General features: G+C 66.5%; 19 protein-coding genes and 1 pseudogene. 5 read left to right on the top strand and 15 right to left on the bottom strand.

Annotation, left to right across the window (positions count from 1 at the left end):
- The 9 genes and pseudogenes from NU1_RS03450 to ftsH all read right to left on the bottom strand — a co-directional run.
- Window positions 1–921: Rossmann-like and DUF2520 domain-containing protein (locus NU1_RS03450; protein ID WP_067517297.1), on the bottom strand; the 921-nt coding region annotated here is incomplete at its 3' end.
- Between the two features lie 414 nt (window positions 922–1,335).
- Window positions 1,336–1,866, bottom strand: coding sequence for a hypothetical protein (locus tag NU1_RS03445; protein WP_067517285.1), 531 nt, complete (start codon window positions 1,864–1,866; stop codon window positions 1,336–1,338).
- Between the two features lie 196 nt (window positions 1,867–2,062).
- Window positions 2,063–2,377 (bottom strand): annotated as a pseudogene (locus NU1_RS43975) (DUF6779 domain-containing protein); the annotation flags it as partial.
- Window positions 2,378–2,575: 198 nt separating this feature from the next.
- The gene (locus NU1_RS03440) at window positions 2,576–3,046 is read right to left on the bottom strand and encodes a DUF3180 domain-containing protein (RefSeq protein ID WP_067517283.1); all 471 of its coding nucleotides are present in this window, start codon (window positions 3,044–3,046) and stop codon (window positions 2,576–2,578) included.
- Between the two features lie 34 nt (window positions 3,047–3,080).
- The gene (folK, locus tag NU1_RS03435) at window positions 3,081–3,611 is read right to left on the bottom strand and encodes a 2-amino-4-hydroxy-6-hydroxymethyldihydropteridine diphosphokinase (RefSeq protein ID WP_067517281.1); all 531 of its coding nucleotides are present in this window, start codon (window positions 3,609–3,611) and stop codon (window positions 3,081–3,083) included.
- A complete protein-coding gene (folB, locus tag NU1_RS03430) occupies window positions 3,608–3,979 on the bottom strand; it encodes a dihydroneopterin aldolase (RefSeq protein ID WP_084520950.1) in 372 nt (123 codons plus the stop codon). The genes folK and folB overlap by 4 nt, the downstream gene beginning before the upstream one ends.
- Window positions 3,976–4,992 (bottom strand): dihydropteroate synthase, encoded by a 1,017-nt coding sequence (gene folP / locus NU1_RS03425; RefSeq protein ID WP_084520949.1) that lies wholly within the window; start codon window positions 4,990–4,992, stop codon window positions 3,976–3,978. Before folP ends, folB begins: the two co-directional genes overlap by 4 nt.
- Window positions 4,993–5,003: 11 nt before the next feature.
- Window positions 5,004–5,624 carry a GTP cyclohydrolase I FolE gene (folE, locus tag NU1_RS03420; protein ID WP_067517277.1) on the bottom strand — a complete coding sequence of 207 codons (621 nt, stop codon included), beginning with the start codon at window positions 5,622–5,624 and terminating at the stop codon, window positions 5,004–5,006.
- Window positions 5,625–5,800: 176 nt separating this feature from the next.
- Window positions 5,801–8,143, bottom strand: coding sequence for an ATP-dependent zinc metalloprotease FtsH (gene ftsH, locus NU1_RS03415; RefSeq protein ID WP_067517276.1), 2,343 nt, complete (start codon window positions 8,141–8,143; stop codon window positions 5,801–5,803).
- Window positions 8,144–8,465: 322 nt separating this feature from the next.
- On the opposite strand from ftsH, the gene NU1_RS03410 reads away from it, so the two are divergent.
- Entirely contained in the window at window positions 8,466–9,392 is a 927-nt protein-coding gene (locus tag NU1_RS03410) for a hypothetical protein (RefSeq protein WP_067517274.1), read from the top strand.
- Between the two features lie 106 nt (window positions 9,393–9,498).
- On the opposite strand, the gene NU1_RS03405 is transcribed toward NU1_RS03410, so the two are convergent.
- The gene (locus NU1_RS03405) at window positions 9,499–10,362 is read right to left on the bottom strand and encodes a DUF1266 domain-containing protein (protein WP_067517272.1); all 864 of its coding nucleotides are present in this window, start codon (window positions 10,360–10,362) and stop codon (window positions 9,499–9,501) included.
- A gap of 470 nt (window positions 10,363–10,832) precedes the next feature.
- Between NU1_RS03405 and NU1_RS03400 the strand changes: the two genes are divergently transcribed.
- Window positions 10,833–11,084: a DUF2277 domain-containing protein gene (locus tag NU1_RS03400; protein ID WP_067517295.1), complete on the top strand. Its 252-nt coding sequence runs from the start codon at window positions 10,833–10,835 to the stop codon at window positions 11,082–11,084.
- A gap of 2 nt (window positions 11,085–11,086) precedes the next feature.
- On the opposite strand, the gene NU1_RS03395 is transcribed toward NU1_RS03400, so the two are convergent.
- Window positions 11,087–12,343, bottom strand: a complete 1,257-nt coding sequence (locus NU1_RS03395; RefSeq protein WP_245719930.1) for a PucR family transcriptional regulator — start codon at window positions 12,341–12,343, stop codon at window positions 11,087–11,089.
- 406 nt (window positions 12,344–12,749) lie between these two features.
- Here NU1_RS03395 and NU1_RS03390 point away from each other — a divergent pair, with 406 nt between their 5' ends.
- Window positions 12,750–14,270 (top strand): aldehyde dehydrogenase family protein, encoded by a 1,521-nt coding sequence (locus tag NU1_RS03390; protein ID WP_067517291.1) that lies wholly within the window; start codon window positions 12,750–12,752, stop codon window positions 14,268–14,270.
- On the top strand, window positions 14,267–15,106 hold the full coding sequence (locus tag NU1_RS03385) for an SDR family oxidoreductase (protein WP_067517270.1): 840 nt from the start codon (window positions 14,267–14,269) through the stop codon (window positions 15,104–15,106). Before NU1_RS03390 ends, NU1_RS03385 begins: the two co-directional genes overlap by 4 nt.
- An 81-nt stretch (window positions 15,107–15,187) precedes the next feature.
- Here the strand turns inward: NU1_RS03385 and NU1_RS03380 are convergent, their stop codons facing one another.
- Window positions 15,188–16,615: a TerD family protein gene (locus tag NU1_RS03380; RefSeq protein WP_212761906.1), complete on the bottom strand. Its 1,428-nt coding sequence runs from the start codon at window positions 16,613–16,615 to the stop codon at window positions 15,188–15,190.
- 82 nt (window positions 16,616–16,697) lie between these two features.
- Between NU1_RS03380 and NU1_RS03375 the strand changes: the two genes are divergently transcribed.
- A complete protein-coding gene (locus tag NU1_RS03375; protein ID WP_067517268.1) occupies window positions 16,698–17,585 on the top strand; it encodes a PfkB family carbohydrate kinase in 888 nt (295 codons plus the stop codon).
- Here NU1_RS03375 and NU1_RS03370 read toward each other — a convergent pair.
- From NU1_RS03370 to NU1_RS03360, 3 genes are all read right to left on the bottom strand, one after another.
- Complete coding sequence (locus NU1_RS03370) at window positions 17,570–18,265, bottom strand: nucleoside/nucleotide kinase family protein (RefSeq protein ID WP_067517266.1); 696 nt, start codon at window positions 18,263–18,265, stop codon at window positions 17,570–17,572. The genes NU1_RS03375 and NU1_RS03370 overlap by 16 nt on opposite strands.
- 9 nt (window positions 18,266–18,274) lie before the next feature.
- A complete protein-coding gene (locus NU1_RS03365) occupies window positions 18,275–18,985 on the bottom strand; it encodes a cyclase family protein (protein ID WP_218027804.1) in 711 nt (236 codons plus the stop codon).
- On the bottom strand, window positions 18,982–20,625 hold a 1,644-nt coding region (locus NU1_RS03360; protein WP_157551964.1), incomplete at its 5' end, for a serine/threonine-protein kinase. The genes NU1_RS03360 and NU1_RS03365, both read right to left, overlap by 4 nt.

The raw sequence follows: 20,625 nt of genomic DNA, 5'->3' as shown, positions 1-20,625 counted from the left end.
TTCCAACAGGTCGAGCAGAGCGGGGTTGGTGCGGGCGCGCTGCGCGGAACGCAGTGAGAGCGCGCGGTAACCAGCGGTCAGATCGGAGTCCACCGAAGCCAAGGCATTCAGGTGGGCGGCGACCGCGTCCACATCGCCGCGCGCCACCGGACCGGTCAGTGCGGATTGGCCGCGACGCAGCGCATTGTCGAGAGCGGCCGAGGCCAGCGGGGCCAGCATGCGCTCGGCCACACCATTGGGCTGGTCGTCGACGACCTGCTGGCCGAGCAGGCCGGGTCCGGCCAGCGCGGCACGCAGCGCCTGCACCGCATCGACAATCAACGTAACCAAATGATTGCTGCCATGGGCCAGGGCGGCGTGATAGAGCGGGCGGTTCGCCTCCGCCACCCGCACCGGCTCGCCACCCATCTCGATCACCAGCGACTGCGCGATGGCGTCACCGATCTCGTCCGCGGCGGTGACACCGAAGCAGGCGTTCGCCAGCCGAGTGATGTCCTCGTCGTGCCCGGTGAAGGTCATGGCCGGATGAATCGCCAGCGGCAATGCGCCCAGCTGGGTGAGCGGATCCAGAATCGCGACACCGTTCGCGCCCGAGGTATGCACCACAATGGTGCCCGGCCTCACGGCCTTCGCCGCCGCCAAACCCGAAACCAGCCCCGCCAGTTCACTGTCCGGCACCGCGATGATCAACAATTCGCTGCTCGCCGCCACCTCTTCGGCGGGCAGAATGCGGGAGTCCGGCAACCGGGTCCGGGCACGGTGCACCGACGCGTCCGAAATAGCGGATACGCCGAATACGACATGACCGGCACGCTCGAGTGCCGCACCCAATGCGGATCCGACGCGTCCCGCCGAGACGATTCCCACCGTCAACCGTGCAGGCGCCGGGTCGGTTCCGCAGACAGACTCGTCCGAGGTCACCCTTGTCCTCTCGAAGTTTCGTTCCAGTCCCACGACGGGTGGGTACCGGACGTTACGGCACGAGAATAATGGGCCCGATTCGCCGCGGCCACCGACTGTGGGATGTCTTACAGGACTCTTCCTGGAACCTTCTCAGGGGCTTCGCCCCTGACACCCCAAAAGACAGGCCCCGAGTCGGAGCGACCTACCGGACCGCTTCCCGGACCCTCTCGAGGGCTGCGCCCGGAAACCGCGCAGATGCCCTCGAGCCCCGGCCACCGACAGGAACCCTCCTAGGGCCGAGGGAGGTGCGTCAGGACTGCTGACAGGCGCCTTGAACCGTTTCGGGCGCTTCGCCCTGAAAACACCAGGGCCGAGATCCGAGTCGGGAGGGTTACTCGCCGAGCTCGCGTCGCGGGTTACCCGGATCGCGGGTTACTTGCTGCCTTCCGAGCGGAGGTTGGCCATGATTTCGGCTACGGAGAGGCGGCTGCCGGTTTCGGGGTCGTTGTCGTCGTCGGCTCGACGACGGCGGCGGGAGCTGGCTGTGCCGATGGGGGTGGTCGGGCGAGGGGCGGGTGGAGCGGTGGGGCGGGGGCCGGTTGTCGCGGTCGCGGGTGACTGTTTCGGGTCCGGGGTGGGCGGTGCCGTCGGAGTGGGCTTGGCAGCGTCGGCGGGATCGGATTCGAACCAGGCGGCCTGCTGGTGTTGTTCGGGCTTCGGGCCGGTGCTGGCTTCGGTGCGACCGGTGCCGTCGGGGGTGACCCCGTCGGCTACATCGTGGTCGTTGGCGGCTCGGGTGCCGATGTCGTCGACGATGCGGGCCGAGCTCCTGTCTTCGTCGAGGTCGCCGATGGCGGAGAAGTCGTCGTCGCCGAATTCGACGGGGCCTTCCCTCGCGTCGAATTGCTCTCGGGTGGAAGCATATTCGGCGCGGGCGCGGTCGTAGTCGGCCGAGGAGACCACCGAGGTTTCCGCGGTGACCGGCTCGTCGTAGGGGCTCGCGAAGGCGGGGGGGTTCGGGGTGGTCGACGTCGAAGACGGGGGTGAGGGGGCCCGATTCCCACGGATCCCAGGGAGTGGCGTCCGGCCAGTTACCGTTCGCCGTACCTATCGATGTGTTGAGGTTCGAGCTCGGGAGTTCTTGGACGCGGACCGCGTCGGCACGCAGGGCCGGGCGTTCGAAGTCGAGGTCGCCGTCGAATAGACGCTGCAAGGACTCGCGTAGGACTGTGAGTTCGGCCCTGAGACCGGCCAGCTCGGCATTGTCCGCGCCGACTTCTCTGCGGACGCGGGACTCGACGCCGAGCTCGTACTCACGGCGGGCGGCAACCTCGCGTTCCAGCTGGAGTTGGTAGACCTTCTGAAGGTCACCGACTTTCGCCTTGTCTACGGCCGACTCTCTGCGATAACGCGTCGCGGCGAGGGCTCCGATGGCGGCCGCCCAGAGGGCCGCAAGGAGTCCGACACGGACCATTTGTACGTTATCGCTGAAGACCAGGAACACGCTGGCAACCAGGCCCAGAAGGATCAGAATGCCGGTGAAGAACTTTCCCGCGTCATCCCGCCGTCGACGGGAAGCACTGCTCCGGGAGGGTGAAACCATGTCAGCCAGCGTAGCGCGTCCAACACGGTCAGATGCCCAGGTTGCCGGTGATTCCCAGTAAATCGTTTGCTAGGATGTTGCCGCTTCATCGGGCGGTTCACTCGGGGCCTGACAGCAATACTCCAGCCACAGTGCCGCGCCAACCAGTGCCAGTCCGGCGAGCAGTCCCACCACCGCACCGGGCGTATCGTCCGCCGCGGCACGCAACTCCGGACGCTGGGCCAGCACCCAGATCAGGAAGCCCAACCAGACGCCCGCCACCAGCGACCCCACCTGCGCCGAGGCCTTGGCGAGCGCGACCGCCCGCGCCGCCGTAATCGGATGCAGCCGTCCGGCGCCCTCCCCGATCCGGCGATCCCCCACGCGCGCCCGGATCACGAACGCCAACACCACTTCCAATGCCGCCACCGGCACCAGTGACGCCGCCGCGAATACCGAAATGGGCGGGAAGCTCGAATACGCCGCCCTGGTGGCAATCCACGCGACAATCGCCGCCAGCAGCAGATTCGCACACAAATCCAGCACGCGCGTCGGTCTCACAGCAGCCACCCGGGTGGTACGAACGGTAACGGCATTACAGCGCCCCCAAGGACAGCTCGGTACGACGAACGCCGTCGACATCGGCGGAATCCAAGGCGGCCAACCACTCTCGGATCGGATGTGACTCCCCCGCCGCCGTCAGAACCGCGTCCGGTTCCACCTCGAGCCAGGGCACCAGGACGAAGGCGCGGTTGTGGGCCTGCGGATGCGGGAGCGTCAGAGTCGGGTCGGCGCTGACACAGACAATCTCTTCGTCGCCGTGCCGGCGCGCCGCCCACACGATATCGACATCGAGAGTGCGTGGGCCCCAGCGAACTTCACGAACACGATCGGCGGCCTGCTCGAGCTCCTGCCCCCGGCGCAGCCAATCGCCGGGCTCCAGGGTCGGATCCTCCGCCACCACAACGGCATTCAGATAGTCCTGCTGCGCCACCCCACCCCAGGGCGGGGTCGAGTAGACCCCGGAAACGGCCCGCACCCGAGGTCCCAGCGCGGCCACGACGGCGCGCAGGTGGGCGAGCCGGTCGCCCAGATTCGAACCGATCGACAGCACCACCCTCGTCACAATGCCTCCCGACGGCGGCTGGTGACCACCCGAACATCGGTGAAGGCGTGCGTGATCGGCGCGGAAGGCTTGTGCAGCACCACTTCCACGGCCTGAATACGCGGATCGGTCATGACATCGTCGGCGACCTCGGACACCACCGTCTCGATGAGGTCGCGCGGTTTGCCGGACACGATCTCCACCACCCGGTCGGCCAACTCACCGTAGTGAATGGTGTCGGCGATATTGTCGGACTGCGCGGCGGCCGAGAAATCGGTCCACAGCGTGACATCGACCACGAATTCCTGACCATCACGCTTCTCGAAATCGAAGACGCCGTGATGGGCGAAGACACGCAGGCCGCGCAATTCGATGCGATCGGTACTCAACTGCGCTCTCCCCGAGTAGGCCGCTGCGCCGATCCGGTCCGGCCCGACACCTCCACCCCATCTTCCCAGAGTCGCACCGCCGAACCCCCTGCCGCACTTGTCTGTTCACGCTCGACGCGGTACTTCTCGCGCAGGCGGCGGGTGGCCCGGGCGGTGGCGTCGACGACGCTGATCGCATCCAGGGATGCCTGCACGTCATGCACACGCACACCCCAGGCGCCGCGCTCGGCGGCGAGCGCGGAAATAGTGGCGGTCGCGACTTCCCGGCCAGCGGGTGGGCGCGGGCCCGCGGCATCGGCGAGCAGCGAGCCCAGGAACCTCTTACGCGAGGCTCCGATCAAGACGGGCAGCGCGTCCGACATCTCGGTCAACCCGGAGAACAACGCACCCAACAACTCCCAGTTGTGATCGGCGTTCTTGGCGAAGCCCAGGCCGGGGTCGAGGACGAGCCTGTCGTAGTCCACGCCGCCCGCGACCGCCAGCTCCACCTGCGCGTGCAACTCCGCCCAGACATCGCGGACAACATCGTCATAGTGTTCGGCCGCTCCGCTGTGCCGGTAGTCGGCCTCGGCGCGCCAGTGCATGAGAATCCATGGGACCTTTGCCGCGGCAACGACTTTCACCATATTCGAGTCGGCGCGCCCACCGGACACGTCGTTCACCATCGACGCACCCGCCTCGATGGCGGCCTCGGCCACGCCGGCCCGCATGGTGTCCACGCTGGTCGGTACGCCAGCGGCCGCCAGTCCACGAATGACCGGAGCCACGCGGGCCGCTTCGGTCTCGGGATCGATCCGAACCGCGCCGGGCCGGGTCGACTCCCCGCCGACATCGATAATGTCGGCGCCCAGTTCATAGAGCGCGATCCCGTGCGCCACCGCGAGATTCGGGTCCAGATAGCGACCACCATCGGAGAACGAATCATTGGTGACGTTCACGACGCCCATCACCACGCAGGAACGGTCGCCGCGCGGAACCACCAACCCGGTCCCCCGCGTACCGCTTTCGGTCATGGCAGGTGCGCTCACTTCCGCAGAATCAGGTCGAGGGCCTCCGAGCGCGACGCCGCATTGGTTTGCAACAGGCCGCGGACCGCCGATGTGGTGGTGCTGGCACCAGGTTTGCGAATACCGCGCATGGCCATGCAGAGGTGTTCGGCCTCGACCACCACGATCGCACCGCGCGGATCCAGCTTGCGCATGACGGCGTCGGCGATCTGGCTGGTCAATCGCTCCTGCACCTGCGGGCGCTTGGCGTACAGATCCACCACTCGCGCCAGCTTCGACAGACCCGTCACGCGGCCGTGCGGGCCGGGAATGTAGCCGACGTGGGCGACACCGTGGAAGGACACCAGGTGGTGCTCACAGGTCGAGTACATGGGGATGTCGCGTACCAGCACCAATTCCTGATGCCCCTCGTCGAACGTGGTGTTGAGGACCGCGTCCGGCTCGGTGTAGAGGCCCGCGAACATTTCCTTGTAGGCCCGTGCCACTCGCGCGGGCGTATCGATGAGGCCGGGGCGATCCGGATCCTCGCCGACCGCCAGCAACAGCTCCCTGATCGCATTCTCGGCGCGCAGCTGATCGAATGCTCGACCGGTGCCGATCGCGATCGGGCCGGAGACGACACTATTGTTGGCCGACAATCGACACCTCCTTGTTCAAGGTCCGCACCCGACGGCGCGGCCGGTTCGCGGCCCTCGAAGGGGCCGGGTCGACCGTCCCTCCGGGTGTCCCAGTCTCGGCGCTGCCGGTGCTGAGGACACCCTTCGGTCGGTCCAGACCCGTGGGCCGCGAACCAATCGAGCGTAACCAGTGGCCGTCAGCGCCGACCGTTCGGTCCGTCCCAGCCGTTGTCGTCGTCCTCGCGTTGCCCACCGGTTTGCTGCCCCGGCTGCTGATCGGGCTTACCGAAATCCGGCTGCGGATACTCCGGACGCTGGTACCCGTGCTGCGGCTGCCGACCGCCCGCGGGCGCCCAACCACCGACGGCAGGCGTGGGCGGCTGGCCCTGCTCCTCCTGCGGCGGCCAACCCGGTGCGGACCATCCGGCCGGAGCACCGTAATCGGGGCGCGAACCGTGCGTCCCACCCGGACGTCCGCCATAGGCGGGCACCGGCGCGGGCTGCGGGTAACCGTAGGGCGGCTGCTCCGCACCGGGGTATCCGGCAGGCTGCGGATAGCCGTTGCCCGGCTGGGCCGCGGGCCGATCCTCGGCCTCCGGCCACGGCTCACCGCGTTCGGTGGCCAGTTCGCGCGGCGTCTTCACCGGTGGGCGATCCGACGGGACCCGCTCGCCGAAATCGTTGAAAGCCGTGATGCGCGGGCGCTTTTCGATCGTGGTGAGCACGACCTCCAGCTCCTTGCGGTGCAGCGTCTCACGTTCCAGCAGCGCGGTGGCCAGCGAGTCGAGCTCGTCGCGGTACTCATTGAGCACCGACCACGCCTCGGTGTGCGCGGCCTCGATGAGGTTGCGCACCTCCTCGTCGATTTCGCGGGCGACCTCGTGCGAGTAGTCCGGTGCCGTCCCCATGGACCGGCCGACGAACGGGTCGCCCTGTTCCTGGCCGTAGCGGACCGCACCGAGCCGAGCGCTCATGCCGTATTCGGTGACCATGGCGCGAGCGATCTTGGTGGCCTGATCGATATCCGACGAAGCGCCGGTGGTCGGCTCGTGGAACACCAGTTCCTCGGCCGCGCGACCGCCCATGGCCATGACCAGGCGGGCGATCATCTCCGAGCGGGTCATCAGGCCCTTGTCATCCTCGGGCACGGTCATGGCGTGACCGCCGGTGCGACCGCGCGCCAGGATGGTGACCTTGTAGACGGGCTCGATATCGGGCATCGCCCAGGCGGCCAGGGTGTGCCCGGCCTCGTGATAGGCGGTGATCTTCTTCTCGTGCTCGCTGATGATGCGTGACTTGCGGCGCGGGCCGCCGATGACGCGATCCACCGACTCCTCGAGCGCGGCGGACGTGATCTGGGTGCCGTGCTCGCGAGCGGTCAGCAGCGCCGCCTCATTGATGACATTGGCGAGGTCCGCGCCGGACATGCCGACGGTGCGCTTGGCCAGACCTTCCAGATCGGCACCGGGGGCAATCGGCTTGCCCTGCGAATGCACCCGCAGAATCGAGCGCCGTCCCGCGAGATCCGGGTTGCTGACCGGGATCTGACGGTCGAAGCGGCCCGGACGCAGCAGGGCCGGATCGAGAATATCGGGCCGGTTGGTGGCCGCGATAATAATGACGCCGGTGCGCTCACCGAAGCCGTCCATCTCGACGAGCAGCTGGTTCAGGGTCTGCTCACGCTCGTCGTGGCCACCGCCGAGGCCCGCACCGCGCTGGCGGCCGACCGCGTCGATCTCGTCGACGAAAATAATGCAGGGGCTGTTCTGCTTGGCCTGATCGAACAGGTCACGCACGCGGGACGCACCGACACCGACGAACATCTCGACGAAATCCGAACCGGAAATCGTGAAGAAGGGGACACCCGCCTCGCCCGCAACCGCGCGCGCCAGCAGGGTCTTACCGGTTCCGGGGGGACCGAACAGCAGTACGCCCTTGGGGATCTTCGCGCCCAACGCCTGGTAGCGGGTCGGGTTCTGCAGGAAGTCCTTGATCTCGTACAGCTCTTCGACGGCCTCGTCCGCACCCGCGACATCCGCGAAGGTGGTCTTGGGCATGTCCTTGGACAGCTGCTTGGCCTTCGATTTACCGAAGCCCATCATGCCGCCGCGACCGCCGCCCTGCATGCGCGCCATCACGAAGATGAACAGGCCCAGCAGCAAGATCATGGGCAGCATGAACAGCAGGATCTGGCTCAGCCAGCTGTCCTGTTTCACGGAGGTGTTGTACTTCGCGCCGGAGTCCTGGACGTTCTTCAGGATCTGCGCGGAGACATCGCTGCCGCCCGGGTACTTGGCGAGGAGCTGCTTCTCGCCGTCGGTGGCATCATTGCCGTTTTTCAGCGTGATGCGCAGCTGCTGCTCTTTGTCGTCGATCTGAACGAAATCGACGTTGTCCTTGTCTTGAAGCTGGGAGATCGCCACCGACGTATCGACGTTCTTCCAGCCGCGCGTGTCGTTGCTGAAGTAGCTGACCAGGTAGATCACGAGCAGGAAGCCCGCGACTATGGCCAGGTTGCGGAACACAGTCTTGCGGTTCATAGAGCGTCGGCCGGCGGCCAGTCCTTTCCGGTGATTCCGGTTTTGCCTGCGATGCAGTTGTGGTGTCGCGTCACGAGCGCATCCGATTCCCCAGGGAAATGGATGCGGACATGCCACGTTACCGCGTACGGTCTACATCGTTACATCGCGCAGTTCGGCAGCTTGTGCAGTTCAACAGGTAAACGGCCGGAGAACGCGGGTGGTTCCCCGACCATCTGCCGCAACACCCTTCGGGCGAGCATCGTGAGCGTCGGCCCAACTGGCCACAATCATGGCACGTTCGCCCTTTCGTGACCGACAACACAACACGAGCGTAGGGGGTATGGACATCGTCGAGCTACGGACACCCACAGCGATTGTTCGTCATGGCAACGGGCGTTTGACGGTGCTGCGACCCGGGACCGAAGGCGAGCGCGTCCTGGACGTGCCGATCGGCGACCTTTTGAAGGTCAGGTTGAACCGACGCGCCGACGATGCCGTCGTCATCGAGATCTATCTGCGGTACCCCACGCCGGTACTGACGGGTGTCCCGGCGGACCGCACTCCCCTGCCGGTTCTCATCGCCGAACACGACGTACCCGCCGCCACCGTAATCGTGGAACGCATCAACAATCAGATTCTGGCCACCCAGCGCCTCGAGGTCGCCGCCCCCGACCTGACCCCGCCCGCCCCGTCGTGGGGTCGCAGCGGACCGGCCCGCGCCGATGTCGACCGCGCCATGCGCCGAATGGCGCCGCGCAGGGACACCAAGGCGGCCGTGGCAGCGCTGAACCGCTACGTCACCGCCGACGAATTCGTGCTGGAGAGCGCCGTGGTAACCGCGCAGCCACCGGCCGGGCGCGGATCCGGACTGCTGGCCGTGACCACCACCCGCATGATCTTCATCTCCCTCGGCTCCGGTCGCCGCTACGCGCACGAAATGCCGATCGCGGCACTGCTGTGGGCGCGCACCACCGACGATTCGGGCGCCAGCGGCGCCGCGCCGGAATACGGCGTCGATATCCACGACGGCAATCTCACCCTGCATTTCACCGGCAGCGATCGCGCCGATACCGAACGGATTACCGGTGGACTGAATTTCGCCATCCAACGCGAATCCGCCGACGGATCGGCGGGGCCCGCCGATCCGGGAGTGTCGAAGCTGTACGCCGAGTGGGAGCTGCTGGTGGAGCGGCATTCCCTGGGCATGGTCGACGATGCGCAGTTCCAGCGCTACGGGCGCGGAATCCTGCGTTCACTGCCGGATTAGCTCGACGGCCCGATCAGCTCCACCGACCGAGCCGCATACCCGCGAAAACCTCGTGCCCGCCTCGATTTTCGCGGCGGGCACGACGTACCTCAGTCCACGGTGCGTTTCAGTCCGCACTCACATCGTCATCATCCGACTGCGCGACCACGTCCTCCGGCTGGAGGGTGATCCGCCGCCAGGGGCTGGTGGTACGGGTCCAGAGGCGGAGCAGTTCCATCCGGCGGTCGACGCCGCCGTTTTTGAGTTCGGCGAGGTCCTCGCACGCCTGCCAGTAGGTCCAGCCGGTGAGGTAGGCCTCGCCGAATTGCCGCCAATTGCGATATTTGCGCTGCGCCAACGGGAGGGCGCGCAGCAGATAGTCCCAGGCGACATCGGCATCGAGGTAACCCGCGGTGTAGGCCATACGGGCGACAGCGATCACACGAGCCAAATCCCAGGCCTGGATATCGGAGGGCAGCGGGCGAACCAGATGATCGGTGAGGCCGAGTTTGATGGCCTGGGACCAGATGTCGTAATCGCGAACCAGCGCTTCCGGATTCTCCATACCGCGGAAGGCCCCGACCTGACGGAGGAAGGCGCGATGGCGGTCGGCGCGCTCACCGAAGCGGTCGCGCTCGGGGGAATTGATGGCGGCCGTGACCAGCGGATGGACCAGGGCATACAGCGGCGAGTGCATACCCTCGAGCAGCTGTTCCATCGACGCCATGGCCTCGGTGGCGTCGGTAATACCCCACGCACCGGTCAGCGTATCGATGGCCAGTTCGCGCCGATCGCCCAGCGGATGCTCGCGTTCGGGTCCGAGCAGCAGGGCGTCGTGGAAGGCGTCCCAGCGCGCCGAATAGAAGCCACCGAGAGCGAGCGCGCGCAGTTCGTCATCGTTGACCTGCGCACCGGACCAATGGTCGTCCTCACGCTCGTCGAGCTCCGGGTACGGGAAGGTCGTCAGGGTAGGCACGTCGCGGGCGGGCATAGCTCCGATTGTTCCGCATGAATCTGGATGGGGTCGCTATTCCGCCGACAGCGCGTGGCTGGGCTCCCCCGCCTCCCCGAGACTTCAGCGCGCGGCCGGGAGCCGTTGACCGTCGTGCACGCGTGCCGGCGGTTGGGAGCCGAGCCGATTCTGGGCGTACCCGGGAAGTTACCCCGATTCTCGCGAAATCAGTTGTCACGTTGAGATTTATCGGGCCGGAGCGGTTTCTTGCCCTGTCACGCCCCGATCTCCCCGAATCTTCAGCGCCCGGCCGAGAGCCGTCGACAGTCGTGCATGCGTGCCGACGGTTGGGAGCCGAAGCCGAATCTGGGCGTACCCCGGAAGTTACCCCGACTCTTACGAGATCAGCCGTCGTGTTCTCTTCAAATCGGACGGCACGTCGAGTCTTATCGGGCCTGGCAGGATTCTTGGCCTGTCACAGGGTGGACGCGGGCGCTACCCTCTGGGCCATGAGTAGGAATATCACCCTGTTACGCGGCCTGGAGCCTCCGGCTACGGATCAGGAGATCTTCGCGGCGGCACAGGAATACGTGCGCAAGATCGGTGGAGTGTCGGGGTTGACCACGGCTACCAAGCCGGCTGTGGACAAGGCGGTGGCGGCGATCGCGGCGGCGACCACGCAGTTGCTGGCCGAATTGCCCGCGCGCGGGGCGCTGCCGGCGGAACCGGATGAGCCGGTACGCCGATCGGTTGCCGAATAGGACTAACCGCTCACTCCGTACACCGCCACGCAGTCGAGTGCGATTTCGAGGCGGGGACCGGGCTGGTCGACGGGGTGTCCGAGTAGTTCCTCGATGCGCTGCAGGCGGTAGCGCACCGTGTTCTTGTGTACGCCGAGCGTTTTCGCGGCCGCGTCGGGACTGCGCCGAGCGCGTAGATAGGCGTGCAGGGTTTCGCGCAGGCGGGCGGAATGGGTATCGGGGGCCGCGAGTACGCCGAGTTCGCGGGCAATGAGGGCGCGCATGGCGCCCTCATCGAGTCCCGTCAGATAGGCGACTTCCACTTCTCGATAGTCGACTACCCGCGGCAGTGCGGTGTGCGCCCGTTCGGCGACCTGCCGGGCGGCGACCGCCTCCCGATGACTACGACCGAAACCCGGCAGATGCGCTGCCGATATTCCGACGGCCACCCGCACAGGGGCCTCCACCGGCCATTCCTCGGCCGGTAGCGCGACGGTGTCGTCACCGACTGCGAGCCACGCCCACAGCGCCCTGGATCCCGATGGAACGGTGAGCACACTGCTGCTGCCGAGCGCGGTCGCACAGCGGCCGACGACGCGATCGAGCGCATCGGCGATATCGCCGGGGCCGTCGGTGCGCGCGAGGGCGACCGGATCCTCATCGGTCCACAGCACCAGTGCGAGATGCCTTCCGCCGAGCCGATATCCGAGTCGGGTCGAGGCGGATTCGATATCGAGCTCGCTGCCGTCGAGCAGGGCCCGCACGATTTCACTGCGCTGATTGAGTTCGGCGCGCAACCCCCGTTCGCGTTCCGTCATATAGGTGTCGGTGAGCGTTTCGACGCAGGTGCTGACCCAGCGGGTGGAGCGGTCGAAAAGCCTTATCAGCACTGATCTTTCGATATCCTGCGGTAATCTCCGCTGATCGATGACATCGCTCATGTAGTCGATTACCGCTTCTTGCCCGACGTGATAGATGCGCAGCAGCACGCGCAGGTCGTAGCCGCGGTGCGCGATGGTGCGGGCGAAGGCGTGCGCTTCGGCAGGGATCGGGTAGTCGGCATTGTCCTGGGTGAGGGTGCTGAGTACCTCGAAGGCGTGGGCGCGGGTGCTGGCGGCGAGGTCGCGGCGCATATCCCGGTCGGCGAGTTCGGGGATGCGGGCGATGATGGCGTTGTCGAGCCGGGACACCACCTGTTCGAGGGTGTCGGTGCGCAGGGTTTCGGCGACGAAGTCGGCAATCCACTGCCGGATGACCGGGCTGCTGATTGTTTCCGCCACGATTGCCTCCGAATTTGTATCTCGGGTACAAAACCGGCCGAAACAGTTGACCGTTGATGCCAAGAATGTCACCGGAAATTGTGCCACGATCATAGTTCGTGAGCTGTCGCACAGTTCACAGCCGCAACGTAGCGCACGTGGGAGAGCAATCGTGACCAATTCCGAATCAGGGGCCCCTCGTAAGGCCGCGCCCCGCAAATCCACCGGCACCAAGCGCACCACCAAGGCGGCGAGCGCAGCGTCGACGGAGAACGCGAAGTCCGCCGAGGCCGCGAAGGCCAGCGAGGGCGCACCCGAAGCCGCAGCGCCTGCCAAGAACGCAGCGCCTGCCAAGGCCGCCGAGTCCACCAAGACCGCCGGGTCCACCAAGACCGCGACCGCCGTACCCAAACCCACCGAACTCGAAATCCGCAATCCCGCGACCGGAGAGTTGGCGGGCAAGGTGGCGATCGATTCGGCCGACGCGGTGGCCGCCAAGGTGCGGGAACTGCGCCTGTTCCAGCCCGAATGGGAGGCCATCGGTCCCGACGGCCGCAAGGAGTGGCTGCTCAAGCTGCAGGACTGGCTGGTGGACAATACCGATCACCTGGCCGATGTCGTGCAGTCCGAGACCGGTAAGGCGCGTATCGATTCACTCATCGACCCGGCCTTCGCCATCGACCTCACCGGCTACTACGCGCGTCGCGCCGCGAAATTCCTGGCCGACGAACATCCTTCGCCGCACAGCCCGCTGGCCCGGGTGAAAACACTGACCACGGTCTTCCGCCCGTACCCGGTGGTCGGCGTGATCACGCCGTGGAATTTCCCGCTCGCAATGCCCGCCATCGACGTGATTCCGGCGCTGGCCGCCGGTGCGGCGGTCATCCTGAAGCCCTCCGAGGTGACGCCGCTGACCGCGATAGAGCTGGCGCGCGGTTGGGAAGAGATCGGTGCGCCGCCGGTATTCGCGGTCGTCAACGGTACGGGTGAAACCGGTGCCGCCGTCGTCGACAATGTGGATTACGTGCAGTTCACCGGTTCCACGCCGACCGGCCGCAAGATCGCCGCCGCCTGTACCGAACGGATGATTCCGTACAGCCTGGAGCTGGGTGGTAAGGACCCCGCCATTGTGCTGGCGGATGCCGATCTGGATCGCGCCGCGCACGGTATCGCCTTCGGCGGCCTGTTCAATGCCGGACAGGTCTGCATTTCGGTCGAGCGCGTATACGTGGAAGCCCCCGTCTACGACGAGTTCCTGCGCAAGCTCACTGCCGCGGTGAACGAGGTTCGCCAAGGCGTCGACGGTCGCGAACCCAAATTCGATATGGGCGCGCTCGCCAATGAGAGCCAGGCGCAGATTGTGCAGAAGCATGTGGAGCAGGCCATCCAGGCCGGGGCGCGGCTGCTGACCGGCGGTAAGCGCACCGGTGTCGGCACGCTGTTCGAGCCGACCGTCCTGGCCGATGTGGACCACACCATGACGTGCATGACCGACGAGACCTTCGGTCCGACCCTGCCGGTCATGAAGGTGGCCGATGAGGCGGAAGCCGTACGGCTGGCCAATGATTCGATCTACGGGCTGTCGGCATCGGTGTGGAGCGGCGATAAGGGGCGCGCGGAACGTATTGCGCGGCAGCTCAATGCGGGCGCGGTGAATATCAACGACGTCTTCTCGAACATGTTCAGTTTCGCGCTGCCCATGGGCGGATGGGGACAGTCAGGGGTGGGCGCCCGCTGGGGTGGACCCAATGGGGTGCGCAAATACTGCCGCCAGCAGGCGATTACGAAGCCGCTGCTGCCGACGCAGACCAAGGAACTGCTGTGGTTCCCCTACTCGCCCACCAAATTGTCCATCGCGCTGTCGGCCATGCGCGCGGCGGGGACACGCGGTATGCGTCGACTGGGTGTACAGGCCGTATTCAACACCGTTTCCGGGAGTAAGAAGTGACCGATTTCAGTTCCATCGCAGGCAAGGTCGTCGTCATCACCGGTGGTGCCCGGGGTATCGGTCTGGCGACGGCTACCGCATTGCAGGCGCTCGGCGCGAAGATCGCCATCGGCGATATCGATGAGACGACGGTCAAGGAATCCGGTGCCGCACGGGGTTTCGACCTGTACGACCGGCTCGATGTGACCGATCAGGCGTCGTTCGAATCATTCCTGGACGAGGTCGAGCGTCGCCTCGGGCCGATCGACGTGCTGATCAACAATGCCGGGATCATGCCCACCGGCAAACTGGTGGACGAACCGGATCAGGTCACCCGCCGCATTCTCGATATCAATGTGTACGGCGTGATCCTAGGCTCCAAGCTGGCCGTCGCCCGCATGCTGCCGCGTGGGCGCGGGCAGGTCATCAATATCGCCTCGCTCGCGGGTGAGACCCATATTCCGGGTCTGGCCACCTATAACGCCAGCAAGCACGCGGTACTCGGGTTCACCGATACGCTGCGTGAGGAGTATCGCGATACCGGGGTGCGGTTCTCCTCGGTACTGCCGACCTTGACCAAAACCGAACTCGGATCGGGTGTTACGGCCCCCAAGCTGCTGCGTCCGGCCGAGCCGGAGGAGATTGCCGACGCGATCGCCAAGCTGATCGTGGCACCAAAATCGAAGGTGCGGGTTACCGCGGTCGCCGGGGCTATCGCACAGGTCGTGGGATTGCTGCCGGAGGCGGTCGGCGACTACATCGGCCGGGCACTGGGCGCGCAGAACGCCTTCCTGGACGAGGTGGATACCCAGGCGCGCAAGGCCTATGAGGCGCGGGTGCGCGGAGATTCCGAGTAGCACAGGCTGATTCGAGACGGGCCGCTCCGGACACTGCCGGGGCGGCCCGTCTCGTGTGGTGGCTCGAGCTCGTACGGCGAGTCAGTGCAGTGTCTGCTGGACGAATCGTTTTCCGGGATCGACCATTTTGCGGACCGTCGCACCATCCGCGTATTCGCCGAGCCCGGTCATATTCCAGAACTGCGCCCCACGGGTGAGCATGCACATGAATACGCCGGTGCGCGGCGGACCCTGGGAGAGTTCGAAACGCACCAGCTCGGTTCCGGTCAGATCGTCGACCAGTCGGCAGAACGCCTGCCCGACCGCGTCGAACTTGTGCCCGGAGAACGAGTTCACCGTGAAGACCAGCGCGTACACATCGGGCGGCAGCCGGGTCAGATCGACCGAGATCACCTCATCGTCGCCCTCGCCCGCGCCGGTGAGATTGTCACCGGAATGGCCGATGGCGCCATTGAACGCCGACAGTTTCAGGAACCAGACATTGGCCAGCTTCTTGGACTTGCGGTCGTAGGCGATCACCGAGGCGTCGAGGTCGATATTGCGGCCCTGGACCGCCGGATCCCAGCCGAGCGCCATGCGCACCCTGGTGAGCGACGGCGCACCCTGTTTGGTCAGCGAAACGGTTTCGTTCTTGCGCAACGAAACCCGGCCCTTGTCCAGGCTCACGGTCGGCTGGCCGAACTTCGCCGTGGCCGCACCCGGCGGAGGCGGGGTGGTTGCGGGCTGCGGAGCGTACGGCTGTGGCGAGGGGTTGGGCAGGGGCGGCGGATACGGGCTCGCGCCGTGCGGCGGCGCGGGCGGGTAGTGCTGTTGACCGTAGGGCTGCGGCTGACCGTATGGCTGCGGCTGCCCATACGACGGCTGTGGCTGCCCGTACGGCGGCGGCGAATGCGGCTGCTGCTGGGGAGGATACGGGTGCTGAGCGGGATATGGCTGCTGCGGTGGCGGCGCCGGATACGGCTGGGGAGCGGGGGGAGGCTGCGGACTCGAATACGGCTGCTGCGGGGCCGGAGCGGGTTTGTCGTCGACGGTGATACCGAAATCGGTTGCTATGCCCGCCAATCCATTGGCGTAGCCCTGGCCCACGGCGCGGACCTTCCAGGCGCCCTGACGCCGGTAGATTTCGCAGGCGACCACGGCGGTTTCGGTGCTCAGGTCGGTCGGAGTGAAGGTGATGAGGGGGGCTCCGCTGGTGGCGTCGAACAGGGTCACCCGCGGCGCGCCCGCCTGTCCCCAGGTAGCGGGGCCGGAGCCGTCCAGGCTCGCGGTAATGACGACCTTGTCGATATCCGGGGGGATGTCACGGGTGACTACGCGGATCCGGTTGGGTGGTTGGGCGGTGACACCCGGCCCCAGCGGCTGGTTGTAGAACACGAAGTCACTGTCGGATCGGACTTTTCCGGTGGCCGCGACCAGCAGTGCCGCCACATCGACCGAGGTCGAGGAGGCGACCTCGGCCAGTACCTCGCCCGTGGAGATCGGCGTGTTCGCGCCCTTGCTCAGTTCCATCGCAATCCTTCCCACCCGACTGTCCACAGTAGTCGCGTGCGTGCCGAGCCGGGCCGCAAGGATCCGTCGGTAGGGTCGCGTTATGGGTAGCGGTGCGGTGTTCGTCGGCCTGTCCACACTCGATATCGCCTATGCCGTCGAGGAGTATCCGGCAGCGGACACCAAGACTCGGGCCGACGCCATGTTCCTGGGTGCGGGCGGTCCGGCGGCCAACGCGGCGGTGGCCTACGCCTTCCTGTCCGGACATACACCGACGCTGATCACCGCGCTGGGTAGGCACGCACTGGCCGAGCCGATACGCGGTGACCTGCGCGAACATGGTGTGGCGGTGGTCGATTCAACACCGGAGCGGGGCCAGCGGCCGCCGGTGTCGTCGATTCTGGTCGCCACGGGTGCGGGCACCCGCACCATCGTGTCGATGGACGGCTCGGAAATCGGTGATCCGCTGCCGAATCCTGAACTCGGCGTGCTCGACAGTGCGGCAATGGTTCTCGTGGACGGCCACTATCCGGAGTTGGCATTGGGTATCGCCGCGGCGGCTCGTCGGCGCGGTATCGCGGTCGTGCTGGATGCGGGTCGCTGGCGCGAGATCCACAGTGATCTGCTCCCGCTGGTGGATATCGCCATCTGCTCTGACGCCTTCGCGCCGCCCGGTGTCGCGGCGGGGACGGATGCGCTGCTGGACCAACTGCTATCCGTCGGGCCGCATTCGGTAGCGGTTTCGCGGGGCGGGCGGCCGATCCGGTATGCCACCGCTACGGAGCGCGGCGAGCTTCCGGTACCGCTCTCCACCGCCGTGGATACGCTCGGCGCGGGCGATATCCTGCACGGCGCGTTCTGCCACTTCCACAGTCGCGGTGCGGACTTCCGCACCGCGCTGCGTCGGGCCGCCGAGGTCGCCACCCTGTCCTGTGACTACCTGGGCACGCGGGAGTGGATGCGGCAGAGTCCGATTCAGTCGATGCGATAGCCCCGGCCGGATTTGCGCAGCACCAGATCGGCGCTGAACCGGGTGCGTTCGACCAGGCGGGCATTGCGCAGATCGCTGTGCTCCACTTTGCTTTTCGCATCCGCTGCGGACCTTCCACCGCGAATATGCCTGCGTACCAGACGCTTCTCGATAATCGGGCGGGGAACGTCGAGATACCAGGTTTCATCCAGCAGCGGTCGGACCGCCGCCCACTCCCCCGAATCCAGCAGCAGGTAATTACCCTCGGTAACGACAATTGTCTGGTGGTCGAAAACCACGCCGCCGGGGACCGGTTCGTGCAGCTCCCTGGAGTAGGTGGGCCACGGAATCGGTTGTCCCGGTTCAGCTTCCCTGACTCGGCGGAGCAACTCGATATATCCGGCGACATCGAAGGTATCGGGTTCACCCTTCCGCGCGAGCTTTCCCGCATCCCGCAATTGCGCATTGGACAGATGGAAACCATCCATCGGCGCGACCTCGGCAATTCGGGTACCCGCGTACAAATTCAGCTCATCACGAACACCGCGCGCGAGGGTCGATTTCCCCGCACCGGGTGGTCCGGCAATACCCAGTACGAGGCGGCCACCGTCAGCGGCCCGCAAGCGTCGGCGTGCGACGGCGGCGTCGGCAGCGCGCGCCGCAAGCTCCGACAGGGACGTTTCAACGCCGGTGCGGGCCATCACAGCACCCTACTGTGGGAGAACGCCGAAAATCGTTGCGGGTGCGCCCGACCCGCCGCGATAAATGGGCGAACCGACCAGTACCCAAGCACCGGTCGTGGGCAGTTCGGCCAGATTGGCCAGACATTCGAGACTGATGCGGTGATCGCGATACAGCAATTTCGATACGGCGTACTTATCGTCGGTGCCGAGGTCCGGACCGAAGGTATCGATCCCCAGTGCGCCGCGGCGACCGAGACGTCCGGTTTCGAGCAGCCATTCGACGGTATCGACCGCGAATCCGGGCTGATGCCCACGGGATTCGCCCACACCGAGGAAATCCGGGCCACCCCATTTCCCATCCCAGCCCGTCCAGGCGATTACGGCGGATTCATTCGGAATGCGGCCGTACCGCGCCTCCCACACCACCAGGTCTCCGACGGTGATGGCGTAATCGCGATCGGCGGCACAGCGCTCCCGGACATCGATTCTCACCACCGGGAGGAACAGATCTTCGATATCGAGTTCATCGGCGGCCAATCCCTCGGGATCGAAGTGAACCGGTGCGCCCCAATGGGTTCCGGTGTGTTCGGCCTGGTGGATATAGCGCAGGAAGTATCCGTCCCGCTGCACCGTCGCGACGGTATCCACCCGGAAGGCCGGGTCGTCCGGGAACAGTGGCGTGATGTTCGGATCGTGGATGTGCGACAGATTCACCAGCCGCCCGAACGGCGACCTCACCGCACACCTCGCGGAATGGCGCGGGTCAGCGCCCGCAGATCCGATTCCAGCAGTCGAAACAGCCAGTAGGTGATCACGAATGCCAGGATGCCACCGACACTGAGCCAGCGGACCGGGACGATCACCGTGGCCAGATCCCCGGCGGGGACAAGGGTGGCCGTCGCGGCACCGAGCAATGGCACCGACGCGGCCGCCGCCAGATAGAAATTGCAGCGCCGCGCCAGGGCCGACAGTTGTCGCCCATCGGCGGGTCCGACCCCGCCGCGCACCAGCAGCTGTGGGTACAGCGACCGCACCGCGTACACCATGATCAGGAAGAACGGATAGGCCAGCGCGATGGTCGCGCACACCACCTGCGCGGCGAAGAAGTGCGCGAAGGTACTGGGTGCCAAGTCAACCCCCGATCGCGCGAGCGCCACCGGCCAGGCGATCCCGGCGAGAATCCACATCCCGAACGGGACCCACACCCCGCGGTCACCCATGGTGAGGGTGTCCGAGCGGGCACGGGCGAGTTCGGCGGCCGTGTACCGGTGGCCGCGCGCCAGCCGGAACGGAACAGCCAGCGGGCGCCGACACAGCCAGATCAGCAGCAGCGCGGCGAGCGGGAAGGCGACAGAATTGTTCACCAGGGCCACCAACTCGAACCGCTGCTGGTCGACAACCGACAGCCGGTCGACAATGAGCCGCTGATTGAGTCGAATGTTGTACACGCTGGCCAGCACATTCGGCACGCCGACACAGAGGACGGCAATGGGGAGCAGCCAGCCGCGCGCCCGGTAGCGGAGGCTGGTCGGCGGCGGGTCGACCAGGTCACGGGCTCGGGCGTCGAGGCACAGATCGAGCTGTCCGGCCAGTTCCGCCCCGGTATTCCAGCGCCGCGCGGGATCCGGGTGCAGGCACTCCAGCAGCACCCGGCGCAGGGTGGCCGGGGTATCGGCGGGCAGGGCGGCGAGCGCGGAGTCCGGGACGCCCGCGCGACGGCGCAGCAGGGCGGCGCGGATATCGGGACCCGATTCCGGGGCTTGCGCGATATCGCGGGGCGGTATGGCGTCGCCGGATGGCACCGCGTCCGTGGTGGTTATCCCCTCCTCGAAAGGCACAGAGCCGGTGAGCATTTCCCACAGCAGCACGCCCAGTGCGTAGATATCGCCGCGGGTGTCGGGAATCGGCGCGTCGGGGTCGAGTAGGCGGGCCAGTCGTTCCGGTGCGGAGTAGCGCAGCGAGACGGCGTCTTCGACCGCAGCGCAGCCTATCTCGCCGTATCCGGAATGCAGTGGGCCCAACGAGAAGTCCGCCAGCTTGGGCACGCCCTCCGCCGTGAACAGCACATTGTCGGGCCGGATGTCGTGGTGCAGCACCCCGTGCCGTTCCGCGTAATCGAGGGCTACCGCCAACCGACGGCCCACCCACGCAACGGTTTCCGGCCAACTCAGCTCGGCGATCTCGGTGCGCACACTCGAATCGGCGGGCCGAATCTCGCCCCTCGCCTCCATGGCGGCATCCACCGCCGCCAGCAATAGCCGGCCGCCGCGGCTCGCGGCGGCATTTTCGGGCGATGCGACCGTGCCCACGACCGGCTCGGCGGTGCTGGCGGGCGAGGCGGCAGTGGCAACGAGCGAATTATTGAGATCGGCGTCGCT

The organism is Nocardia uniformis NBRC 13702, from assembly GCF_001613345.1.
Lineage (GTDB): Bacteria > Actinomycetota > Actinomycetes > Mycobacteriales > Mycobacteriaceae > Nocardia > Nocardia uniformis.
The sequence above is the reverse complement of the archived record's forward strand: the minus strand, read 5'-3'. Positions and strand labels throughout refer to the sequence as shown.